This is a genomic window from Consotaella salsifontis (assembly GCF_900167365.1).
Lineage (GTDB): Bacteria > Pseudomonadota > Alphaproteobacteria > Rhizobiales > Rhizobiaceae > Consotaella > Consotaella salsifontis.
In genome coordinates, this window is the sequence record NZ_FUXL01000013.1 from 35558 (window position 1) to 57590 (window position 22033).

General features: G+C 64.8%; 18 protein-coding genes. 9 read left to right on the forward strand and 9 right to left on the reverse strand.

All coding sequences use genetic code 11. The features are described from left to right. Nucleotides 1-18: 18 nt before the first annotated feature. Both B5D38_RS16425 and B5D38_RS16430 read right to left on the reverse strand, forming a co-directional pair. A complete protein-coding gene (locus B5D38_RS16425) occupies nt 19-1020 on the reverse strand; it encodes a 2-dehydropantoate 2-reductase (RefSeq protein ID WP_078709528.1) in 1002 nt (333 codons plus the stop codon). A 120-nt stretch (nt 1021-1140) separates the two neighbouring features. Continuing rightward, on the reverse strand, nt 1141-1662 hold the full coding sequence (locus B5D38_RS16430) for a hypothetical protein (RefSeq protein ID WP_078709529.1): 522 nt from the start codon (nt 1660-1662) through the stop codon (nt 1141-1143). 190 nt (nt 1663-1852) lie between these two features. Between B5D38_RS16430 and B5D38_RS16435 the strand changes: the two genes are divergently transcribed. Beyond that, a complete protein-coding gene (locus B5D38_RS16435; RefSeq protein WP_078709530.1) occupies nt 1853-2740 on the forward strand; it encodes a DMT family transporter in 888 nt (295 codons plus the stop codon). Between the two features lie 44 nt (nt 2741-2784). Here the strand turns inward: B5D38_RS16435 and B5D38_RS16440 are convergent, their stop codons facing one another. Then, on the reverse strand, nt 2785-4962 hold the full coding sequence (locus B5D38_RS16440; RefSeq protein ID WP_165690884.1) for a DUF1217 domain-containing protein: 2178 nt from the start codon (nt 4960-4962) through the stop codon (nt 2785-2787). A gap of 209 nt (nt 4963-5171) precedes the next feature. Here B5D38_RS16440 and pyc point away from each other — a divergent pair, with 209 nt between their 5' ends. The 4 genes from pyc (at nt 5172) to B5D38_RS16460 (ending at nt 11408) form a co-directional block, all read left to right on the forward strand. Beyond that, nucleotides 5172-8639: a pyruvate carboxylase gene (gene pyc / locus B5D38_RS16445; protein WP_078709532.1), complete on the forward strand. Its 3468-nt coding sequence runs from the start codon at nt 5172-5174 to the stop codon at nt 8637-8639. Between the two features lie 117 nt (nt 8640-8756). Beyond that, nucleotides 8757-9557 (forward strand): DeoR/GlpR family DNA-binding transcription regulator, encoded by an 801-nt coding sequence (locus tag B5D38_RS16450; protein ID WP_245319302.1) that lies wholly within the window; start codon nt 8757-8759, stop codon nt 9555-9557. 5 nt (nt 9558-9562) lie between these two features. Continuing rightward, the gene (locus B5D38_RS16455) at nt 9563-10798 is read left to right on the forward strand and encodes an MFS transporter (RefSeq protein WP_078709533.1); all 1236 of its coding nucleotides are present in this window, start codon (nt 9563-9565) and stop codon (nt 10796-10798) included. Between the two features lie 184 nt (nt 10799-10982). Then, entirely contained in the window at nt 10983-11408 is a 426-nt protein-coding gene (locus B5D38_RS16460; protein ID WP_078709534.1) for a L,D-transpeptidase, read from the forward strand. Between the two features lie 132 nt (nt 11409-11540). Here B5D38_RS16460 and B5D38_RS16465 read toward each other — a convergent pair whose 3' ends face one another. After that, a complete protein-coding gene (locus tag B5D38_RS16465; RefSeq protein ID WP_078709535.1) occupies nt 11541-11699 on the reverse strand; it encodes a DUF3309 family protein in 159 nt (52 codons plus the stop codon). Between the two features lie 221 nt (nt 11700-11920). Here B5D38_RS16465 and ispG point away from each other — a divergent pair, with 221 nt between their 5' ends. Further along, nucleotides 11921-13186 carry a flavodoxin-dependent (E)-4-hydroxy-3-methylbut-2-enyl-diphosphate synthase gene (gene ispG, locus B5D38_RS16470; RefSeq protein ID WP_078709536.1) on the forward strand — a complete coding sequence of 422 codons (1266 nt, stop codon included), beginning with the start codon at nt 11921-11923 and terminating at the stop codon, nt 13184-13186. A gap of 2 nt (nt 13187-13188) precedes the next feature. Continuing rightward, nucleotides 13189-14121, forward strand: a complete 933-nt coding sequence (locus B5D38_RS16475; protein WP_245319304.1) for a lytic transglycosylase domain-containing protein — start codon at nt 13189-13191, stop codon at nt 14119-14121. 20 nt (nt 14122-14141) lie between these two features. Here the strand turns inward: B5D38_RS16475 and B5D38_RS16480 are convergent, their stop codons facing one another. Continuing rightward, entirely contained in the window at nt 14142-15692 is a 1551-nt protein-coding gene (locus B5D38_RS16480) for an FAD-dependent oxidoreductase (protein ID WP_078709537.1), read from the reverse strand. A 180-nt stretch (nt 15693-15872) separates the two neighbouring features. Between B5D38_RS16480 and B5D38_RS16485 the strand changes: the two genes are divergently transcribed. Further along, on the forward strand, nt 15873-16670 hold the full coding sequence (locus B5D38_RS16485) for an SDR family NAD(P)-dependent oxidoreductase (RefSeq protein ID WP_078709538.1): 798 nt from the start codon (nt 15873-15875) through the stop codon (nt 16668-16670). Between the two features lie 30 nt (nt 16671-16700). On the opposite strand, the gene B5D38_RS16490 is transcribed toward B5D38_RS16485, so the two are convergent. Further along, nucleotides 16701-17435: a polysaccharide deacetylase family protein gene (locus B5D38_RS16490; protein ID WP_245319307.1), complete on the reverse strand. Its 735-nt coding sequence runs from the start codon at nt 17433-17435 to the stop codon at nt 16701-16703. Here B5D38_RS16490 and B5D38_RS22785 point away from each other — a divergent pair. After that, nucleotides 17407-18144 (forward strand): GNAT family N-acetyltransferase, encoded by a 738-nt coding sequence (locus B5D38_RS22785; protein ID WP_342587365.1) that lies wholly within the window; start codon nt 17407-17409, stop codon nt 18142-18144. The genes B5D38_RS16490 and B5D38_RS22785 overlap by 29 nt on opposite strands. A 19-nt stretch (nt 18145-18163) precedes the next feature. Here B5D38_RS22785 and guaD read toward each other — a convergent pair whose 3' ends face one another. From guaD to B5D38_RS16510, 3 genes are all read right to left on the reverse strand, one after another. Continuing rightward, a complete protein-coding gene (gene guaD / locus B5D38_RS16500; protein ID WP_078709540.1) occupies nt 18164-19570 on the reverse strand; it encodes a guanine deaminase in 1407 nt (468 codons plus the stop codon). After that, the gene (locus B5D38_RS16505) at nt 19567-20805 is read right to left on the reverse strand and encodes a urate hydroxylase PuuD (protein WP_078709541.1); all 1239 of its coding nucleotides are present in this window, start codon (nt 20803-20805) and stop codon (nt 19567-19569) included. Before B5D38_RS16505 ends, guaD begins: the two co-directional genes overlap by 4 nt. 113 nt (nt 20806-20918) lie before the next feature. Then, on the reverse strand, nt 20919-22019 hold the full coding sequence (locus B5D38_RS16510) for a BMP family ABC transporter substrate-binding protein (protein ID WP_078709542.1): 1101 nt from the start codon (nt 22017-22019) through the stop codon (nt 20919-20921). Nucleotides 22020-22033: the final 14 nt, after the last annotated feature.

Genomic DNA, 22033 nt, shown 5'->3' on the forward strand with positions numbered 1-22033 from the left:
GGTTGGCGGCAGGGAACGTCAGCTTCCCTTTCGCGCCATGGATTCGTCCAGCTGCGTGGTAAGGGCGAGGACGGCGTCGCTGATCGGCGTCGCCACGCCGACCATGCGGGCCAGTTCGCCCACCGCCGCCTGAATCGGCACGTATTCAAGGCGGCGCCCCTTTTCCAGATCCTGAAGCATGGAGGTCTTGGCCGACCCGACACCGCCATTGGCGACGATGTGCTCTTCGGCCGAGCCCTCGATGCGGGCACCGAGCGCCTCGGCCACCTGCCGCACCTCGTCGACGATCTGACGCACCACGGAGAGCATCGGCTCCTTCAGAAGGTCCGCCATGGTTCCACGCGTCAGCGCGCTTAAGGGATTGAAGGCGGCGTTGCCCTGCAGCTTCATCCAGAGGTCGTCGCGAATGCGCGGGGTCGTCTTGACCTGCCAGCCCGCGTCGCGAATGAGCGTCGCGACCCGTTCGAGATCGTCCGTCATCTCCCCGTTTGGCTCGCCGAAGACGAAGCGGCCGATCGGCCCGAGCCGAATATCGCCGGGGGCAGCGACGGCCGCGCCCTGGTAGACGACGCCGGCAATCACGCGCTCCGGCCCGATGCGCCGCCACAGCTCACCGCCCGGGTCGAGCATCTCGATCCGGCGACCTTCGAGGCCGCTCGTCTTGTCGCCGTGGAAATACCACCAGGGTATGCCGTTCTGGATCGCGACAAGGCGCGTCTCAGGGCCCAGAAGGCTGGCGAGCGCGCCACATGCGGCAGTGAGTTGGTGGCCCTTCAAGGCGACGAAGATGATATCCTGGGGGCCAAGCTCCGCGGCATCATCGGTCGCGCGCATACGGGCTGCCCACGGCTGTGGCTCGCCCGCCGCCGAAACGGTAAGGCCGTGCTCGCGGATCGCCGCGAGCTGCGCCCCGCGCGCAACCACCGACACGTCGAGATCGTGGCTTTGCGCGATGAGTTGGAGGCGGGTGGCAACGGCGCCGCCGATGGCTCCAGCCCCGAATATGCAGATCTTTTTCACGGGCGTTCGCCTGGGTTCGAGAAGAGGGCCGCCGCAAGAAACTGCACGGCACCCTTACTTTTCGAGGGTCGGCGTACTCCGATCAAGCAAAAAAACTCGGCGCCCGCGCCCTCTCTCGCCTCAGCCCCGGTGGTTTTCGTCAACCGAAAGACGCGGGTTGCGCGTGTAGCCGGGACCAATGGTCAGCGGCTCTTTCGGCAGGATGTCGTCGGCGATCTGTGAGGTGACGGTGAAATGATCCGAGAACAGCACCGCGCCGTCGCCCGCCTGGATCAGCCGCACATCGACGCCGTAAGGTCTGTCCTTTTCGATGCCCGAGAGCGGTGGCGAGCGCAGGCTGTATTGCCTCGTTCTGGGAGAGAGGCGGGTCGAGACCACATGAGGTGGTCCACCCGCCGGGTCCTCGAATGAGGCTTCGAGCAGGGAAAGGTTCCGCACCGGCTTCTGCACATAGGCGGTGAAGCCGTAATAGGCGTCGGCAACACGGTAATTGAACATGAAGCCGCTGCCCGCGATCTTGAGATAGGGCTTGTCCGCCGGCGGATCGCGCGTCGCCCAGCCGATCGCGAAGAGGCAGACGAGAGCAGCGCCGGCACCGAAAGCGATCTGGCGCAGCGTGATACGATCGAACCAGGATGCCATGGGCCAACACCGTCTTCCGATCAGAATATCGGCGATGCTACCGCAGATTGCGGGAGGGTAAAAGTGCCGGCGTGGTCTGTCGTCAGAAGCTTGTGCGATGGCGCGCAAGGCTCGTCATTGCCTTTCCGGCGAGGCGCGCCCATACCCCCGAAAGCCTTCCCGTGATTCTCTTCCCGAAAGACCGATAGCGATGCAGTTTGGCGTCCTGCTGGCGTTTCTCGCCTACTTCAGCTTCTCGTGCAGCGACGCCGCCGTTAAGGCCCTGGGAGGCTCGATGACGGTGTTTCAGATCGGCTTCTTCACGTCGCTGATCGCGCTGTTCCCGGTCCTCTTCGCCAAAAGGGCGGGAGAGACATGGCGCGAGCTGCTGGTGCCGAGACGCCCGCGCCTGGTGCTCCTGCGCATGGTCTGCGGCACGTCGAGCGGCATTCTCGGCATCTATGCATTCACCCATCTGCCGCTTGCGGAGGCTTATGCGCTGATCTTCCTGATCCCGTTCTTCGTCACCGTCCTCTCCCGGCTGGTGCTGAAGGAGGAGATCGGCTGGCGGCGCTGGATCGCGGTGGCCATCGGCCTTGCGGGCGTGCTGCTCGTGGTGCGGCCTGGTTTCAATGAAATCCTGCCCGCCCATTTCGCCGCCCTCGGCGTCGCCGCCTTCGGCGCCATCACGATCATCGTCCTGCGCGTGCTCGGTCCCAGCGAAAGGCGGGTGACGCTGATGGGCTCCGTCATCGTCGCGGCGATCGCCACCAACGGCGCGTTGATGATCCCCACCTTCTCGCCGCCTTCGCTCAATGTCGTGCCGATCCTCGTCCTCGGCGGTTTGATGAGCGGTATCGGCCAGCTTCTCCTGGTGACGGCGGCGCGCCTCACCCCGGCCAACCGGATCGCGCCGACGCAGTACGGGCAGATCGTCTGGGCGACCCTGCTGGGCGCCGGACTGTTCGGCGAGCTGCCGGACTTCCTGGCCGTCGTCGGCATGGGCCTCGTCGGCGCCTCCGGTCTCTTCACCTTCGTGCGCGAGGAGAAGAGAGCGGGCTGGTCGCGCCGCACGCCCGTCGTGCGCCATCGGCAGTGAACGCGGCGGCCCGGGAGGGCCGCGCGCCATCGTGTGACCCGACGTCAGAGATATCCGAGCAGGCCTGTGCCGCCGGTGTTGATGCCGGAGATCAGCGAGACCGCGGGAGATGAGGCCGAGGTGTCATTCTTGAGATCGTACATCGCGGCGAATCGCGCCACGAGGGCATCGAGTTTCTTCGGGTCCTTGAAGTCATCGTAATTCAGCTTCTTGTCGAGAATCTTCGCCTGAACGTCGATATCCATTTGTGACATCTGATCCGGGAGTCCGAAGGCCGTCCTGACCGCCTGCGTTAGCGCCTTGTCGGCCAGGATGTCGTAGGCTGATTTGACCTCGGGAGCCTTGCGTTGGAAATAGAGCGCCAGGCGCGCGCCCTCGTTCTGTTGCCCCGCATCGGTCTCCATCGTCTGGCGGAGGAAGAGCTGGCGCGTCTTGGCCACACCGCCCACCGTCTGCACATTGTCACTCGCCGCGACCTTGCCGTCCTTGTCGAAGTTGAAGCTGGCGGCGATGTCCGCGAATTGGCTGCCGAGGCTGCTGGCATAGTTCTTGGGGTCGGTGATATCGCTGGCCAGAATCTTCTTCCACATCGACGGCGTCACCTTCTGATCCTCGACGCCATGAGCGGCCAGAACGAACTTCGTCAGGCGATCATCGGCGACGAAATCGTCGAGCTTGTGCAGCGTCGGCATCTTCTCGAGGTAGTAGGTGACCTCCTCCTTGGCTTTGGCCTTCTGGGCCGTTGTCGCCGAGCTGGAGAGCGCCGCCGTATAAAGCGTGGCGGTGGCTTGTTGGTCACGCAGCGTCTGGATCGGCTTCGGAGCGCCGACCTTGCCGTTGGCGTCAAAGTTGAAGGACGCCGCGAGGTTGACGAAGCGCTCATCGCCGAGGCGGTTCACATAGCTCTTCGGATCGGAAAGATCGCTGGTCAGGACCTTGCGCAGCTGCGACTGCGAGACTTTCTCGGGGTCGATGTCGCAAGCCTTGAGCGCGTATTCGAGAAGGCTCTTGTCGTAGAGAAGGCTGTTGAGCGTCGTCACCTTGCGTATCTTGCCCCGGAAGATCGCCGTGCTGAGCTTGTCCATGGTTTCGGACTTGTCGTCATTATGCTCATGAAAGAGCGCGGAGAGCTGCTGCTTCTCCTCGTCGGTGATCGCGCCGGCCGGGTCGGCCGTGCCATCCGTGCCGAAGTCGAACATGGATGCCATCGCCATGTATGAGGTCTTGCGCTTCACGTCAGCGGCCGAGTCAACGGGTAACTTGCGCACCCAGCTGTTGGGATCGTTCAGATCGCTCGTCAGCGCCTGCTGGATCGAGGAAGAGTATTCGAGATCGGGATCGAGGCCGAAGGCCACGAAGATGTAGCGGCACGCCTTCGGGTCCGCGACCAGATCATTGACGTTGGTGATCGTATCGATCTTCGACGTGAAGTGATCGACCATGTACTGCTCAGCCTGAGGGCTATCGATGTTGTCGGTGTTGACGTTGTAGTTGTAGCTCGTCTGGTCGATTAGATCCGCTGTGTATTCGGGCGTTCGGGCAGGCGCCGCACCGGTGGAATCGAAGCGGAGCATCCCGGCGAGCTCGAAATATTTGGCGCCCTGACTTCCGGCGGGAAAGGCGTTCCTGTCCGTATAGTCGGCCGTCAGCATCTGCCGCACATAGCTCTTGGACAGATAGGTTGTATCGATATCCGCCGACTTCATCACGACCTGATAGAGCCGGTCGTCGTTCAGCAGGTCGTCGACACTCATGTCGCCGCGGAAATGATCGCGGAAATAGTTGGTTTCGGCCGCCGCCGCCGTCGCGTTCCGCACCCGCCACTCGCTATAAGCCTCGACGGTGTTGTTTTCCTGCGTCGCGGTCTGAATCTCAGGTGTAGACGAGACAGAACCGTCCGCGGAGAAGTTGAAGGCCTTGGCGAAGGCGACGAATCTCTTGTCGACCAGACGGTTGGCAAAGCTGTTCTTGTCGGAAAGATCGCTTTCCAGCACCTTGCGCATGAAGCCTTGCTGGTTGACCTTCTCTTCGAGCCCGTAGGCCGTCATCGCAAATCTGAAGAGACGGAAGTTTCCGATGAAGTCGTCAACCGACCGGACGTTGCCGATATTGTCTTGATAGTATTCGGCTTCTCGCTTGTTCACGGGATTGGCCTCCACGCGAGCAAGGGCTCGGTCGGGGTCGTTGGCGACCATGCGATAAGCAAGAAGGGTCGAGAGCATGGCAGGCGGGCCTTTCGCGATTGACGCTTCCATCGTCGGCGCACATGGACGGCGCCAATCAAGGCCCTAACTCTTCAACGTTGTGCCAGCCTAACGTGCGCCGCTTTCAAGACGCTCAGACTTTCGCACTTGCGAAATCATCCTTGCCACCGCACTTTCGCGGCAGCGCGGGGAGCGTGAATCGCTGCACTTCATGAGGAGAGATATCCTTGCCCATTCGCAAGTTGCTTGTCGCCAACCGGTCAGAGATCGCCATCCGGGTGTTCCGGGCCGCCAATGAACTGGGTCTTCGAACGGTCGCGATCTGGGCGGAAGAAGACAAATTGGCGCTCCACAGGTTCAAGGCCGACGAGTCTTATGAAGTGGGTCGGGGACCGCACCTGGCGCGGCCTCTCGGGCCGGTGGAATCCTATCTCTCCATCGAGGAGGTGATACGGGTCGCCAAGCTCTCGGGCGCCGACGCCATTCATCCGGGCTATGGCCTTCTCTCGGAAAGCCCCGAATTCGCGCAGGCGTGTGCCGACGCCGGCATTCTCTTCATCGGCCCCTCCCCCGAAACCATGCGCAAGCTCGGCAACAAGGTGGCGGCGCGCAATCTGGCGGTGGAAGTGGGCGTGCCGGTCGTTCCGGCGACGCCGCCCCTGCCGGACGATCCGGCAGAGATCGAGAAGATGGCGGAGGCCATCGGCTATCCGTTGATGCTGAAGGCGTCCTGGGGCGGCGGCGGGCGCGGCATGCGCGTCGTACGCTCCGACGCCGACCTTGCGCGCGAGGTGATCGAGGCCAAGCGCGAGGCCAAGGCGGCCTTCGGCAAGGACGAGGTCTATCTCGAAAAGCTCGTGGAGCGCGCCCGCCACATCGAGGTACAGATCCTCGGCGACAAATACGGCACGGTGGTCGACCTCTTCGAGCGCGATTGCTCGATCCAGCGGCGCAACCAGAAGGTCGTGGAGCGCGCGCCCGCGCCTTACCTGTCCGACGAGAAGCGGCGCGAGGTGGCGGCCTACGCCCGCAAGATCGCCGAGGCGACCGACTACGTCGGAGCCGGCACGGTCGAATTCCTCATGGATGCCGACAGCGACGAGTTCTACTTCATCGAAGTCAACCCGCGCATCCAGGTCGAGCACACCGTCACCGAGGAGGTGACGGGCATCGACATCGTCAAGGCGCAGATCCACCTCCTCGACGGCCTCGCCATCGGCGCGCCGGGATCAGGCGTCCCGGCCCAGAAGGACATCCGCCTCAACGGCCATGCCCTCCAGTGCCGCATCACCACGCAGGACCCCGAGCAGGACTTCATTCCCGACTATGGCCGGATCACCGCCTATCGCGGCGCCACCGGCTTCGGCATCCGCCTCGATGGCGGCACGGCCTATACCGGCGCGGTCATCACCCGCTTCTATGATCCGCTTCTGGAAAAGGTGACGGCCTGGGCGCCGACGCCGGAAGAGGCGATCGCGCGGATGCACCGGGCGCTGCGCGAGTTCCGCATCCGGGGCGTGGCCACCAACCTGACCTTTCTCGAGGCGATCATCACCCACGAGAAGTTCAAGGCCAACCAATACACCACCCGCTTCATCGACGAGACACCTGAGCTCTTCCATCGAACCAAGCGGCGCGACCGCGCGACGAAGCTGCTGACCTATCTCGCCGACGTCTCGGTGAACGGCCACCCCGAGACCCGCGACCGTCCGCGACCGGACCCGCAGATCGCCCGGCCCATCGCCCCGGTCTTCGATCTTCCGCTCATCGAGGGCACGCGCCAGAAATTCGACGAGCTCGGGGCGACGGGCTTCGCCGAATGGATGCGAGCGGAAAAGCGCGTCCTCGTCACCGACACCACGATGCGCGACGGCCATCAGTCGCTATTGGCGACGCGCATGCGCACCCACGACATCGCGCAGATCGCCGACGCCTATGCGCGAGCGCTGCCGCAGTTGCTCTCGCTGGAGTGCTGGGGGGGCGCCACTTTCGACGTCGCCATGCGCTTCCTCACCGAGGACCCGTGGGAGCGACTCGCTCTCATCCGCGAAAAGGCACCGAACATCCTGCTTCAGATGCTGCTGCGCGGCTCCAACGGCGTCGGCTACACCAACTATCCCGACAATGTGGTGAAGCGCTTCGTCGCCGAGGCCGCGAAGGGCGGCATCGACCTCTTCCGCGTGTTCGACTGCCTCAACTGGGTCGAGAACATGCGCGTGTCGATGGACGCGGTGATCGAGTCGGGCAAGCTCTGCGAGGGCACCTTCTGCTACACCGCCGACATCTTCGACGCCTCGCGCCCGAAATACGACCTCAAATACTACGTCTCCCTCGCCAAAGAGCTGGAGGCGGCGGGCGCCCATATCCTCGGCGTCAAGGACATGGCCGGCGTCATGCGGCCTGCGGCGGCCCGCGCTCTGTTCAAGGCCCTGAAGGAGGAGGTGGGCCTGCCGATCCACTTCCACACCCACGATACGTCCGGCATTGGCGGCGCGACCATCCTCGCCGCCGTCGAAGCGGGCGTCGATGCGGTGGACGCGGCCATGGATGCCTTCTCCGGCAATACCTCGCAACCCTGCCTCGGCTCCATCGTCGAAGCGCTCGCCGATGGCGATCGGGCCACGGACCTTTCGGCCGAGGCCATCCGGCGCATCTCCTTCTATTGGGAGGCGGTGCGCAACCAGTACGCCGCCTTTGAGAGCAACCTCAAGGGTCCGGCCTCCGAGGTCTATCTCCACGAGATGCCGGGCGGCCAGTTCACCAACCTCAAGGAACAGGCCCGCTCGCTCGGCCTTGAGACGCGTTGGCACGAGGTCGCCCAGACCTATGCCGACGTCAACAAGATGTTCGGCGACATCATCAAGGTCACACCGTCTTCCAAGGTGGTCGGCGACATGGCCCTGCTGATGGTCAGCCAGGATCTCTCGGTCGCCGACGTGCTCGATCCCAAGCGCGACGTCGCCTTCCCCGATTCGGTCGTGGCGATGATGCGCGGAGATCTTGGCCAGCCGCCCTCGGGATGGCCCAAGGACATCCAGAAGAAGGTGCTGAAGGGTGAGACGCCGACGACGGCGCGGCCCGGCTCACTGATCGCGCCGGCCGACATGGACGCCAAGCGCCGCGAGCTGGAAGAGAAGATCGGACGCGAGGCGAGCGACGAGGAATTCGCCGCCTATCTCATGTATCCGAAGGTCTTCCTCGACTTTGTCGCCGCGTCCGATACCTATGGTCCGGTCTCCATCCTGCCGACGCCCAACTATTTCTACGGTATGGATCAGGACGAGGAGATTCAGGTCGAGCTGGAACGCGGCAAGACCATGATCGTGCGTTGCACGGGCATCACCGAGACGGATGAAGAGGGCATGCGCGCCGCTCTCTTCGAGCTCAACGGCCAGCCGCGCCGCATCAAGGTGCCGGATCGCGTCCATGGCGCGGCCGGCGCCGGGGTGCGGGCGAAGGCCGAGGCCTCCAATCCGCTTCATGTCGGCGCGCCCATGCCTGGCGTGATCTCCACGCTTGGCGTTGCGCCGGGTCAGGCGGTGAAGTCCGGCGATGTGCTCTGTTCGATCGAGGCGATGAAGATGGAGACCGCGATCCATGCCGAACGCGACGGTGTCATCGCCGAAGTCAACGTGAAGCTCGGTGCCCAGGTCGACGCCAAGGACCTTCTGGTGGTCTACGCCGCCGAAGGCTGACGACGGAGCCTCAGCCCCATCGTTCCAGCGGAAGGCGGCCCTGAGCCGCCTTTCCTTTTAAAAGGAGCAGTATGCACGTTCTTGCACGTTTCATCCGATTCATGCATGATTGCATGCATGTCGATGAGCGAACTCATTCCCCTTGCCGATGCCCGACGCGAGCTGATTCGCGGTCGCCTGCGTGAGGGACGCCCGGTCAAAGCTGCCGAACTGGCCGCTGAATTCGCGGTATCCGAGGATACTGTTAGGCGCGATCTCCGCGACCTTGCCCGTGCGGGCGAATGCCGCCGGGTCTATGGCGGAGCGCTCCCCCTGTCGCCCGCCGGCGGCAACTTGACCGAGCGCCGGCGGGAGGCGCCGGGGCGCAAGCGTCTGATCGCGGAAGCCGTTATCCCGCTGATCCCCCCGGGGTCGACCGTATTCATCGACGCCGGCTCGACGAATGTCCAGGTTGCCTCGTTGGCTTGGCGGTTCCAGCCGCGAACGGTCATTACCAACGCGCCCTCCATCGCCGCCGTCCTGTCGGAAAACGGTGTGGACGAGATCGTCGTGATCGGCGGGCGTCTCGACCCGGCAACCGGCTCCTGCCTCGGCTCGCGCACACTGCGCGAGGTCGAGGGGCTGGCGCCGGACGTCGTCATTCTCGGCGGCTGCGGCATCGCCGCGGACGCGGGCGTCACCGTCTTTTCCAGCGAGGAAGCCGAAATCAAGCGGACCGTCGCCGCCACGAGCCGCGCGGTCATCGTCACCTCGACCCGCGAGAAGCTTGGCACCGCCGCGCCCTTTGCCATCATGGCGGCGTCACGCGTCTCCGCTCTGGTGGTCGAGGCCGATGCCGAGCCCCGTGAGGTTGAGCGCTTTTCGAGGCTGGGCGTCGCCGTGACGCGCGCCGCGCCCGCCACCTTCGAGGACCAGTGAATCCGATGGATCAATCTTCCTACTCTTTCCGGGCCGGAGAGACGGCTGTCGTTCGTCGCATTACGCCGGAACGAGTGGCTGTCTGCGCAGCGTTCTTCGCCAATGGCTTCTTTACCGGCAGTTGGGCAACGCAAATTCCGATGCTGGCCGCGCGCCTCAATATCGACAACACGGTTCTCGGCACGATCATCCTGCTCTTCGGCCTTGGAGCGATCGGCACCATGCCTCTGGTGGGCGGGCTCATCGGCCGGCTTGGGTCGCGGCGCATCATGATCACCGGGGGCGTCCTCCTCGCGCTCGGCCTGCCCTCGATCGCCTCGGCACCGGGGCTTTGGGCGGTTGCTGTCGCCGCGGCCTATGCCGGCGCGACGACGGGCAGCATGGATGTCGCGATGAATGCTAACGCGGTAGCCCTCGAGAAGCGCCTCCCCTTTGCCATCATGTCCTCCTGCCACGGCTTCTGGAGCCTCGGCGGCCTTGCCGGCGCCAGCGTCGGCGGAGTGCTCATCGCTACGCTTGGCACCCTCGGCCACGCGCTCTTGGTCGGAGGCGTGATCCTGCTGCTCATCGCGTTGGTGGTTCGCCGCGCCCTGGAGGATCGCGGCTCGTCTTTGACGGCCGCGAAGGAGGAATCGACTGCCGTGCCTTCCGACACGGACGACCGCGGCTCGACCTCCTCCCGCCCCATCCTCATCGCCACCGCGGTTGGCCTTTTTGCGCTCCTGTGCATGGTTCCGGAAGGCGCCGTTCTGGATTGGGGTGCGATCTTCGTTCGGCGGGACCTTGGCGTCAGCGTCGCGCTGTCCGGGTTCGCCTTCGCCTCATTCTCGCTTTCCATGGCGGCGTTCCGCTTTGCCGGCGACGGATTGCGCGACCGCTTCGGAGCTGTCAGGGTCACGCGCTTTTCCACGCTTGCCGCCGCTGCCGGTCTCGTGGTCGCGGCCTGCTCGGTAAACCTCGCCATGGCCTGTCTCGGCTTCGCCCTCATGGGCGTCGGCGTTTCCAACCTCGTTCCCATCGCCTTTTCCGCGGCCGGCAACGTCCGGGGCCTGAGACCGGGCGTCGGGCTCGGGATCGTTTCCACCGTCGGTTATTCCGGCATCCTGCTCGCCCCTGCACCGATTGGGTATCTGACGGAGAGGATCGGCTTCCCGACGGTCTTCATCGCGTTGTCCGTGCTGCTCGTCGGCGGCTTCTTCAGCGCTCGCCTCTTGGGGATCGCCGACCGTCCGCAGCCATGAAGACATGGGGAGGCGAAGCTTCCCCCATTGAAGAGCGCGGTTCTCGGGTGCGTCGCCGCTCAGGAAGACTTTGTTTGCCATTTTCCCAACGGAAGCCCGACCACAAGGCGGAATTGTTTTTTCGTTGACTGGCTCGTGCTTGGATTAGGACCAGAGGTTGAAATAGTCGCCGTGGGGAAAAGCGATGCGCTTTGGTCTTTTGGGCTTTCTGGTCTGTATTCTTGTCGCCGCTCTTGCCGGACCTGCGTCCGCTGGCATTACGGCGCGCATCGACATCTCAAGTCAGGTGATGAACGTCTATGAGGATGGCGAGCTGACCTATACCTGGCCGGTCTCCACGGCACGGCGCGGCTATCATACGCCGACAGGAACCTACCGTGCCCAGCGCATCCATAAGATGTGGTATTCGCGCAAGTACGACATGTCGCCGATGCCGTATTCGGTGTTCTTCAAAGGCGGCTATGCCATCCACGGCACCAATGCCCTGCGCAGCCTCGGCCGCCCCGCCTCTCACGGCTGTGTGCGGCTTCATCCCGCCAATGCGCGAATCTTCTACGGGCTGGTTCGTAGCAGTGGCATGGAGAACACCCGCATCGAGATCACGCGCTAATCGCCGGCACCGCAGCGCGCTTCGGCGCTCCACGAATGCCAACTGAAAAGCCTCCCGGCGCTAGGCACCGGGAGGCTTTTTTCGTTCACGGGTGGACTTGCCGTCCGCCGCCGATTGGATCGCGGCTCGGCGTCAGATCCGGCCCATCAATAGCAGGATGATGATGACGATCAGGATGACGCCGAGAATACCGGACGGGCCGTATCCCCAACCGCGCGAATAGGGCCAGGAGGGCACCGCGCCGATGAGGAGAAGAATGAGGATGATGATGAGAATTGTACCGAGGGACATGGCAGAGCTTCCTTGAACGCGGAGCCTTGGTTGGTCGGCCAATAAACTCCGGTCCGGCCAGGAAGTTCCCATTTTCGCCACGATTGTTGCTCGGCAACTTTCGCGGCGGTCACGTCGCGCGTCCCCGTGATTTGACAACAGCGCCGGAAAGCGCCACCTCGGAAGACGACCGGCCCCTAAGGCCGGCTTCGTTCTGTCCGGACATTCATGGACCTTGACCAATGAACATCGAGGCCTCGCATTCCGAGCGTGATGCGGCTCCCTTGCCGCGCCGGCGCACCGTCGGCGTTTCGGTCGGCGGCGTCATGGTGGGCGCCGATGCGCCCGTCGTCGTTCAGTCGATGACCAACACCGATACCGCCGATGCCGATTCGACCGTCGCACAGGTGGCGGCCCTCGCCCGCGCCGGCTCCGAGATCGTGCGCATCACCGTCGACCGGGACGAATCGGCCGCCGCCGTGCCTCACATCCGTGAACGGCTGGAGCGCCTCGGCATCTTTGTGCCCCTGGTCGGCGATTTCCATTATATCGGCCATAAGCTTCTGGCCGATCATCCGGCCTGCGCCGAAGCCTTAGCGAAATATCGCATCAATCCCGGCAATGTCGGCTTCAAGGACAAGAAGGACCGGCAGTTTGTCCAGATCGTCGAGATGGCGATCCGCTATGACAAGCCGGTGCGGATCGGCGTTAACTGGGGCTCGCTCGATCAGGAGCTCCTGACGCGCCTCATGGACGAGAACCAGCGGCTTCCCCGCCCGCTCTCGGCCCGCGCAGTGACACGCGAGGCGATCATCCAGTCGGCGCTTCTTTCGGCGGCGCTCGCCGAGGAGACAGGCCTTTCCCGCGACAAGATCATCCTGTCGGCCAAGGTCAGCCAGGTGCAGGACCTCATCGCCGTCTACCGCGATCTTTCCGCCCGCACGGATCATGCCCTCCATCTCGGCCTCACCGAGGCGGGAATGGGAACCAAGGGCATCGTCGCCTCTTCCGCCGCCATGGGCATTCTGCTTCAGGAGGGCATCGGCGACACCATTCGCGTCTCGCTGACGCCGGAGCCCGGCGGCGACCGGACGCGCGAGGTGCAGGTGGCCCAGGAGCTGCTCCAGGTCATGGGCTTCCGCCAGTTCGTTCCCGTGGTCGCCGCCTGTCCGGGATGCGGGCGCACGACCTCCACCGTCTTTCAGGAGCTCGCCGAGGCGATCCAGTCGGACCTTCGCAAGAACATGCCGCTCTGGCGCGAGAAATATCCCGGTGTCGAGGCACTCAACGTCGCGGTGATGGGCTGCATCGTCAACGGCCCCGGCGAATCGAAGCACGCCGATATCGGCATTTCCCTGCCGGGTACCGGAGAGACGCCGGCGGCGCCTGTCTTCGTCGACGGCAAGAAGGTGGCGACCTTGCGCGGGCCATCCATCGCGGCCGATTTCCAGGTGATGGTTGCCGATTATATCGAGCGGCGCTTCGGGAGACCGCAGGCAGCCGAGTGAGAATGGCCGACGGGTTGCAGCGTTTGATGCGCCATCATCGCGTGAGAGGCCTCCTCGTGCTGACGCTTGTGCTGATGATGGCCGCGCCGGCCGCCCGTGCTGCTCCCGCCGAGCCGAATGCGACGCCTGACGCGGCGCAAGCCGAGGCTCCTGCGGCGGCGGAAAAGGAGGGACCACCCCCCGGACCGCCGGAGATCTGCAAGCTGATCAAGGCGAATGCGGACGTCGCCGGCATGTCGCCGGCTTTCTTCGCCCGGCTGATCTGGAAGGAGAGCCGCTTCGATTCCAAGGCCGTCTCGCCCGTCGGCGCGCAAGGCATCGCCCAGTTCATGCCCTACACCGCCAAGGAGCGCGGGCTGGCCGATCCCTATGACCTGGAGGAGGCGATCCGGCATTCGGCCCTCTACCTCGCCGACCTGAAGAGCGAACTCGGCAACTGGGGTCTCGCGGCGGCAGCCTATAACGGCGGCATCAACCGAGTGAAGGGCTGGATGGCGAGCGGCGGGTCCCTGCCCTTCGAGACCGAGGATTACGTCCTTTCCATCACGGCCCGATCGGCCGACTGGTTCCTCGATGACGGGCACGAGGTGGAGGAGCGGCCGCTCGAGGAGGGGAAGGATTTCCAGGAAGCCTGCGAGCGCCTGCCGGTCGTCAAGACGCGCGCCCTCGTCGCCTCGGCGCCGATGCAGCCCTGGGGCGTTCAGGTCGCCGGAAACTTCCGCCAGGACGTGGCGATGCGCATCTACCGGGCAACGGCACAGCGTTACCCGTCGGTCCTCGGAGGGCGCGACCCCATTGTCATGCGCGCGCGAAACGGCATCGGCCGCCGCTCCATCTACGCCGTGAGGATCGGCGCGGACAGCAGGGCGGAAGCCGATGCTCTTTGCGGCAAGCTCAAGGCCGCGGGAGGCGCCTGCGTCGTCTATAAGAACTGACGACCGTCAGGGCCGCCCCCTCAGCTCTTGCCGGAGGCGAGCGTCGCCGCGTGGTCCCATTCGGCCTCCCTCTCCAGCGCCTGCCTGTCGCGCTTCAGCGTGACGAGGGCGCTCACCCGCTCGCCCTCGACGATCTCCGCCGCGAACTCTCCGGCCTCCAGACTGCCGTCGATCCGCACTTCCGCGACATCGTCGCCATGGCCGACATAACGCAGGCTCGTGCCGTGATGCGCGGTCCAGAAGAAGGGCGTCTCGTTGAAGTGTTCCGCCTCGCCCAGGAGCACGCGCGCGACATGCTGGCCCTGACGCTCGGCATGAACCCAGTGTTCGACGCGGATGCGGCGCCCGAGCCGGGCGTCGGGATAGCTCGCGATATCTCCGACCGCATAGACGCCGGGTGCCGAGGTCTTCAGCTCCGCGTCGACCTTGACGCCGCCGCCCTCCTCCTTCGAGGCGATAGCGAGGCCGGCCTGCTTGGCGAGCTCGATGCGTGGGCTGACGCCGACGCCGAAGACGACGAAATCCGCCTCGATCGTGGAGCCGTCATCGAGGGTCAGCGTGCCGCCGTCGAAGCTTTCCGCCTTGCTGCCAAGGTGGAAGACGACGCCCTTTTTCTCATGAAGATCGCGGACATAGCCACCGACACCCGCACCCATGACCTTTTCGAAGGACACCTTTCCGGGCGCGACGACATGGACGGCGAGCCCGCGCGAGATCATCGACGCCGCGACCTCCAGCCCAATGAAGCTCGCGCCCAGGATGGCGACCGACTTCGCCGAACCGGCCTTTTCGATGATCGCCTCGGCGTCGGAGAGCGAGCGAAGCACGAAGGCATTCTGCGACGTGGCGCCCGGAAGCTCCGGCCGCTTCGGCTCGGCGCCGGTGGCGAGCACCAGCGAATCGAAGGGCACATGCTCGCCGCCTTCGAGGATGACGGCGCGCGCGCCGAGATCGATTCTTGCAACGGTGGACTTCAGTCGCAGCGCCGGCTTCGGCCCATTGCCGAGCCCCATGACCGGCAGCATGGCGTCCTCGCGCTCCTTCTTGCCGGCAAGAAACTGCTTTGAGCAGAATGTCCGGTCATAGGGCGCATCGGCATCCGAGGAGATGATGGTGACGCTGGCGCCGTGGCCGGCACGCGCCAGAATATCGGCGCAGGCGTGACCCGCCGCCCCGCCGCCGACGATGACGACCCTGCCGGGGCCTTGGCTTTCCGGCTCGGAAGAATCCAGAGGCCGCTTGGCGAAGACGCGCACGACGCCCTCCACCTCGCTCACCTCGTAGCTTGCCAGCGGCAGCAGGGCCGGCGCGTTCTTTGCCGCGCCACGCTTCAGGCAGAAGCGCGCATGGTGCCACGGGCAACGCAACTCGCCGCCCACCAGGATGCCCTTTTCCAGCGGCGCGCCCAGATGCGTGCACTTGCCGGAGAGGGCGAAGAGATGGCCGCCCTTGCGGGCGACGACCACCGGCTCCTCATTCACCGTGCCGGCCAAAATGGCACCCTCGGGAATGGCCTCCGAGGCGACGCCCATGGCGAGGTCAGGGCGCTGATCGTCGGCTTTGGCACTCATGGCGGTCTCCTCGATCGAATGGGTTTGTCGCGTCGATAACGACAGGGCGACGGAAAAGTGCCTTCGCCTCGTCGGTTCTCGGCAAATCAGGCCTGCGTCCGAAACCCTGCACCCGCCTCGGCGTTGAGCGGACAAGGACGCGGCAGCCCCGCGCGACATCAACCGAGCTGGAAAAGTCTCATGGACCTTGGACTGAAGAATCGCGTCGCCCTCATCACCGGAGCGACCGGCGGCATCGGCTTTGCGACGGCAAGCCTGCTTTCCCAGGAGGGCGTCAGGCTCATCCTCTCCGACATCGAGGTCAATCGGTTGAAGAGCGATGCGGAGAGCCTGCCAAGCGAGACACTCGTCGTCGCCGCCGACGTCACCAGGCAGTCCGACGTCGAAACGCTTGCAAGAAACGCCCGGGGGCGCTTCGGGGCCATCGATATCGTCATCCACACCTCGGGCATCACCGGCGCCAAGGGCGACCCGCTGGACATGACCGACGAGGATTATCGCGAAGCCTGGGAGGTGGACTTCTTCTCCGCCGTGCGCCTGGCGCGCGTGACCGTGCCGGCGATGCGCTCGCGCGGTTGGGGCCGCTTCGTCTGCATCACGTCCGAAAACGCCGTCCAGCCCTATTGGGAAGAGGCGACCTACAACACGGCCAAGGCCGCGCTCTCGGCCTTCGTCAAGAACCTCTCCTACAGGGAAGCGCGCCACGGCGTCTTGTGCAACACCATCGCGCCGGCCTTCATCGAGACGCCGATGACGGACGACATGATGAAGCAGCGCGCGGAAAAGCTCGGGGTTTCCTTCGACGAGGCCGTGGCGAGCTTCCTGGAGGAGGAGCGCCCCGGCATCGCGATGAAACGGCGCGGCAAGGCGGACGAGGTCGCCGCGGCCATCGCGCTTGTCGTTTCCGAGCGCGGCTCCTTCATCAACGGCTCCAATCTGCGGGTCGACGGCGGCTCGGTTCAGGCGGTACAGAACTGAGCCGGCCGGAGCCCGCGACGACGCGACTACCTAGAAGCCCGGCTGTTGGCGCGTGGTCCCATCGGTGCCGGTGGCCTCGGCGTCGTCGAGGCGGACGAACCGGTAGCCCTTGTCCTTGAGTGACAGGATGCCGGCGGCGACGCCCGCTCCGGCGGCGCGGCCTGGCTGGTTGATATGGGCGATGACGACGTCGCCGTCCTTGGCCCTCGCGACATAGCTCCTGGCGGCCTTCTCGCTGGCCAGCGCGCCCTCGTCGCCATTGACCGAATAGCCGGCGACGCGAAAGCCGAGCCGGCGTATCTCGGCGATGGAGGTCGATGTGTATTTCGCCGTGGCGCCTCTGAACCAGTGTGGGGCCGGCGCGCCGGCGTTCTGGACAGCCTCCGCGCCGCCGTCCACTTCCCGATCGACGGCCTCGGTGCTGCCGGCGGCCGCAAGGCCGAAGACGCTCATCGAAACATCGACGGCGGGAATGTGTTTCGCCCCGTGATTCTCGATCTCGAAGAGATCGGGATGGGAAAGCATCGTCTCCAGCGCCGGCTTGTTCCTCTTCAACCAGCGCTCTGTCACAAAGATGGTCGCGGGAATCCGGTTATCGATCAGAGCCGAGAGAATCCTCGGATCGGTCGCTCCGCTGCAGGCATCGAACGTCAGGGCGACCTGCGGATGGGCGACGCCGCCCGTGGCGATATGCAGCTTGGGCTCCACCAGCCGATGCGACTGCCCGGCATCGGCAATGCCGGCACCAGCAAAACACAGCGCCAAAACCGCGCCGGCGGCAAACGCCGCGCTGGCGGCCCAGGTGGGAAGCCTCACCCGACTGATACGACGAAGGCGACCGCGCAAATTGAACATGCTGAACTCTGCTGCGATGATGGACCCGCTTGCACGCAAGGAGCCGCGATTGCGGCCGGAGCATGGCGGCGGCCGACGGGGAAGGATCGTGATGGCGCAAATGCCCCGTGCTGCCGCTCAATTCGAACAGGAAAATCCAAAGCAGATCCCGATGAATGATACCGTTCTTTCCATCCGGCAGGCACGACAAGCCGATCTCCCCCCGCTTCTCGATCTTTATCAGCACCTCGCGCCGGGCGACCAGCGCGCCTCGCCGGAGCTTGCGTCCGAGATTTTCAGCCGGTTTCTGACCTATCCGGGAAGCGCGATCTTCATCGGAGAGATCGCATCGAGCATCGTTTCATCCTGCACGCTCGTCGTCGTGCCGAATCTCACCCGTGGAGGCAGCCCTTATGGACTGATCGAGAACGTCGTGACCGATGAGCGCTTCAGGGGACAGGGCCATGCCACGCAGTTGCTCGACGCCGCAACGTCATCCGCCTGGGATCACGGGTGCTACAAGGTCATGCTCCTGACCGGTTCCAAAGATTCGGCGACGATCAACTTTTACCTGCACGCCGGCTTTGAGCAGACGAAGACCGGGTTTCAAAAGCGGCGTATCGCAACGCGCAAGGAGTGAGCCGAGTCACTCCATAGCCCTACTGACCCGCCTCGCCTCCCTGGCTGGACGATGGTGGCGGCGGCGCATCCTGCTTCGCCTCCAGAGGATGAAACGGCGCCTTATCCCGCTCGTGGAGCAAGCGCCCGCCGGCATAGGTCGCGACGATGGAGCGGTCGTCGCCCATCGTCATCAGGCAGAACAATTCCTCGCCGAGCGTTTCGACGCGCTCCATGCGCCGGCGCTGGGCAGGCGTCGCCTCGCTGTCGAGCACGACGATATCCGCCTCGTAGCCCGGCGAGAGCCGCCCGATCTTGTCGCCCAGCCCCATGGCGGCGGCGTTGCCCGCCGTCATCATGTGAAAGGCCTGAAGCGGCGGCAGCTTTTCCCCCTTGAGCGCCAGCACCTTGTAGCCCTCCGCCGCGGTTCGCAGCATCGAATAGGAGGTGCCGCCGCCGATGTCCGTGGCGATGCCGGTTTTGATTCCAGCCGCCCGCGACGCTTCGAGATCGAAGAGCCCGGAACCGAGGAAGAGATTGGAGGTCGGGCAGAAAATGGCGCTCGCCCCACCCGCCGCAAGCGCCGTGCGCTCGCGGTCCGAAAGATGGATGCAGTGGCCGAACAGCGCCTTCTCCCGCACCAGGCCATAGCGCTCGTAGACTTCCGTATAGTCCTTCGACCAGGGGAAGGCCTCGCGCACGAAGGCGATCTCGCCCTCGTTCTCCGAAAGATGAGTCTGGACGTGAAGGTCCGGAAACTCTGCCGCCAGCGCCGCCGTCGCCTCCAGTTGGGCCTCGGTCGAAGTCGGCGCGAAGCGCGGCGTGATGGCGTAGGAAAGGCGCCCTCGCCCGTGCCAGCGCGCAATCAGCGCCTTGGACTCCTCGTAGCCGCGCTGGGGCGTGTCGAGCAGCGCCTCGGGCGCGCCGCGATCCATCATCACCTTGCCGGCGACCATGCGAAGGCCGCGCCTTTCAGCCTCGCCGAAGAAGGCATCGACCGACTGCGGGTGCGAGGTGCAATAGACCGCCGCGCTGGTCGTGCCGTTGCGCAGCAGCTCGTCCAGCAGAAAGCGCGATCCCGCCGCCGCGACCGCCGGATCGCCATAGCGGCTTTCCTCGGGAAAGGTGTAGCGCTGCAGCCACTCCATCAGCTCGGTGCCAAATGAGGCGATGACCTGCGTCTGCGGCATGTGGAGATGGGGATCGACGAAGCCCGCCATGACGAGATGCGGGCGGTGGTCGGCAAGCGGCAAGCCCTTCGCGCGCCCCGCCAGCATATCGCCGCTCTCGCCGATGGCCTCGATCAGACCGTTCGCGACGACCAGCGTCCCGTCCTCCCAAAAGCGCACGACCGACGGCCCTTCGACGGCGGGATCGCCCTCGAAGGAAAGCAGCCGTCCGCGTATCGCGAGGGAGGTAGGAGGCGTTGCGCCGCGGGTCTTGGTCAAGGTTGGTCCGTTTCCTTGCTCGTTTCGATCCACCGGGCGAGAGTGAGGCGCTCGGCAGGCTCGATCTCCGTGAGGTTTCCTGGCGGCATGGCGTGGCTCATGACCGCTTCGACATCGATCCTTGGCGCATTGTGAACGATATCGGCCGGCGTCTCCAGCAAGATATCGCGCGGCGCATGAGCAAGCCCCGGCCACAAGGGCTCGCGGGCGTGGCACATCGAGCACCGCGTCTGGACGATCATCGTCGCCTCCTCGAAATCCGGCGAGGCGGCCAGCGCCGCCGACCGGCTCGTGGTGGGCAGAGCGCTGCCCTCTTCCGCCTCGGCTTGCCAGCCGGGGTACGTCGAGAGCCAGACGATGGCGGCGAAGAGAACAGCCGCGACGCCCCAGCACCACCAAAGATGCCGGCCTGTCTTGTGCGCCGTGTTGAAGAAGTGGCGAATGACCGCGCCCATCAGGAGCACGAGGCCGGCGATCGCCCAATTCCATTCCGTGGCGAAGGCCAGCGGATAATGGTTGGACAGCATGAGAAAGATCACCGGCAGGGTGATGTAGTTGTTGTGGAGCGAGCGCTGCTTGGCGTCGAGGCCGAGCTGCGGATCGGGCGTGCGCCCGGCCTTGAGGTCCGCCACCACGATCTTCTGCTTCGGAATGATGATGAAAAAGACGTTGGCCGTCATCACGGTGGCGATGAGCGCGCCGGTATGGAGCATTGCTCCGCGCCCGGAAAAGACCTGCGAAAAGAGAAAGCTCGCCACCACGACATAGACGGCGAGCGCGGCGAGCAGCGCTGTGTCGTTCTTCTTCAGGGGCGACTTGCAGAGCTGGTCATAGATGATCCAGCCGAGGCCGATGCCGAAGATGCCGATGAGGCTCGCCGTCAGCGGTGACAGGTCGGCCTTGTGCGTGTCGATGAGGTTCAGCTCGGCGCCAAGGTAATAGACGAGGAACAGAAGCGCCGCGCCGGAGAGCCAGGTCGTGTAGCTCTGCCATTTGAACCAGGTCAGTTCCTCCGGCATCTCACTGGGAGCCACGGTGTATTTCTGGAGGTGATAGAAGCCGCCGCCATGGACCTGCCATGCCTCTCCGGCGACCCCCGGCGGCAGATCGCGACGCTTTCTGAGGCCGAGATCGAGGGCGATGAAATAGAAGGATTCGCCGATCCAGGAGATCGCCGTCACCACGTGGAGCCAGCGCACGGCAAAGCTCAACCATTCATAGACGATGGGCGCCATGGCGCATTCCTTGCCTCAGGAGGAACATGGAGCCGGCCCGCGCCGGCGGCGAACACGGCAAGGGGCGCCGCGGCGCCCCTTGCTTCGTCAGTTCCGAGGGAACGCGGCGCCTTTTAGGACTTCACGCCCTCGACATACCAGTCGAGCTTGAGCAGGTCGCCATCGGGGATCTTCTCGCCGTCCTTGACCTTGAGTTCGCCGTTCTGATCCTTGATCGGGCCGGTGAAGATCTCGTAGGTGCCGGCCTTGGTCTCGTCGATGACCTTCTGCGCCGCCGCCTTCACGTCGTCAGGCATCTTGGGATTGAAAGGCGCCATCTCGAGGATGTCTTCCTTCATTCCGCCCCAGATATCGCGCGGCGCCCACTTGCCGTCGAGAAGCGCCTGGACCTCCTCGACGTAATAGGGGCCCCAATGGTCGACGATGGCCGTCATGTGGGCGTTGGGCGCGAAGCTCGACATGTCCCACGCCTGACCGAAGGCGACGGCCCCCCGCTCCTCGGCGACCTGAAGCGGTGCCGGCGAGTCGGTATGCTGGGTGATGACGTCCGCGCCCTGATCAAGCAGCGCCTTGGTGGCGTCGGCCTCCTTGGCGGGATCGTACCAGGAGTTCACCCAAACCACCTGAACCTGGAAGTCGGGATTCACCTTGCGCGCCGCGAGCGTGAAGGCGTCGATGCCCATCACCACCTCGGGAATCGGGAAGGAGGCGACATAGCCGGCCTTGCCCGTCTTCGACATCATGGCCGCGATCGTGCCGAGCACCGCGCGCCCCTGGTAGAAGCGCGAGTTGTAGATGCCCATGTTGGTGTCGTTCTTCTTGTACCCGGTCGCGTGGTCGAAGGCGACGTTCGGGAACTCCTTGGCGACCTTCACCGTGGGATTCATGAAGCCGAAGGAGGTCGAGAAGATGATGTCGTTGCCGTCCTGAGCGAGCTGGCGCAGCACGCGCTCGGTGTCCGGACCCTCGGCGACATTCTCGACGAAGGTAGTCTTCACCTTGTCGCCAAGCTTCTCTTCCAGATACTTGCGTCCCTGGTCGTGGGCGAAGCTGTAGCCATAGTCGCCCACCGGGCCGACATAGACGAAGGCCGCCTTGACCTGATCCTTGGGCTTGGAGAAGGCCTCCTGGGCGCTCGCCGGCATCGCCAGGGCACTCGCCGCGGCGAGCGAGAGGGCGCCGGCGATCATCCGGCGGCGGCTTGTCAGAAACATCGACGTCACTCCTG

Bases quoted from the DNA above. Each gene is read 5' to 3' on its own strand.
- B5D38_RS16430 (WP_078709529.1), bottom strand. From the start codon at position 1,662: ATGGCATCCTGGTTCGATCGTATCACGCTGCGCCAGATCGCTTTCGGT.
- B5D38_RS16435 (WP_078709530.1), top strand. From the start codon at position 1,853: ATGCAGTTTGGCGTCCTGCTGGCGTTTCTCGCCTACTTCAGCTTCTCG.
- B5D38_RS16440 (WP_165690884.1), bottom strand. From the start codon at position 4,962: ATGCTCTCGACCCTTCTTGCTTATCGCATGGTCGCCAACGACCCCGAC.
- B5D38_RS16450 (WP_245319302.1), top strand. From the start codon at position 8,757: ATGTCGATGAGCGAACTCATTCCCCTTGCCGATGCCCGACGCGAGCTG.
- B5D38_RS16455 (WP_078709533.1), top strand. From the start codon at position 9,563: ATGGATCAATCTTCCTACTCTTTCCGGGCCGGAGAGACGGCTGTCGTT.
- B5D38_RS16460 (WP_078709534.1), top strand. From the start codon at position 10,983: ATGCGCTTTGGTCTTTTGGGCTTTCTGGTCTGTATTCTTGTCGCCGCT.
- B5D38_RS16465 (WP_078709535.1), bottom strand. From the start codon at position 11,699: ATGTCCCTCGGTACAATTCTCATCATCATCCTCATTCTTCTCCTCATC.
- ispG (WP_078709536.1), top strand. From the start codon at position 11,921: ATGAACATCGAGGCCTCGCATTCCGAGCGTGATGCGGCTCCCTTGCCG.
- B5D38_RS16475 (WP_245319304.1), top strand. From the start codon at position 13,189: ATGGCCGACGGGTTGCAGCGTTTGATGCGCCATCATCGCGTGAGAGGC.
- B5D38_RS16480 (WP_078709537.1), bottom strand. From the start codon at position 15,692: ATGAGTGCCAAAGCCGACGATCAGCGCCCTGACCTCGCCATGGGCGTC.
- B5D38_RS16485 (WP_078709538.1), top strand. From the start codon at position 15,873: ATGGACCTTGGACTGAAGAATCGCGTCGCCCTCATCACCGGAGCGACC.
- B5D38_RS22785 (WP_342587365.1), top strand. From the start codon at position 17,407: ATGCCGGCACCAGCAAAACACAGCGCCAAAACCGCGCCGGCGGCAAAC.
- B5D38_RS16505 (WP_078709541.1), bottom strand. From the start codon at position 20,805: ATGGCGCCCATCGTCTATGAATGGTTGAGCTTTGCCGTGCGCTGGCTC.
- B5D38_RS16510 (WP_078709542.1), bottom strand. From the start codon at position 22,019: ATGTTTCTGACAAGCCGCCGCCGGATGATCGCCGGCGCCCTCTCGCTC.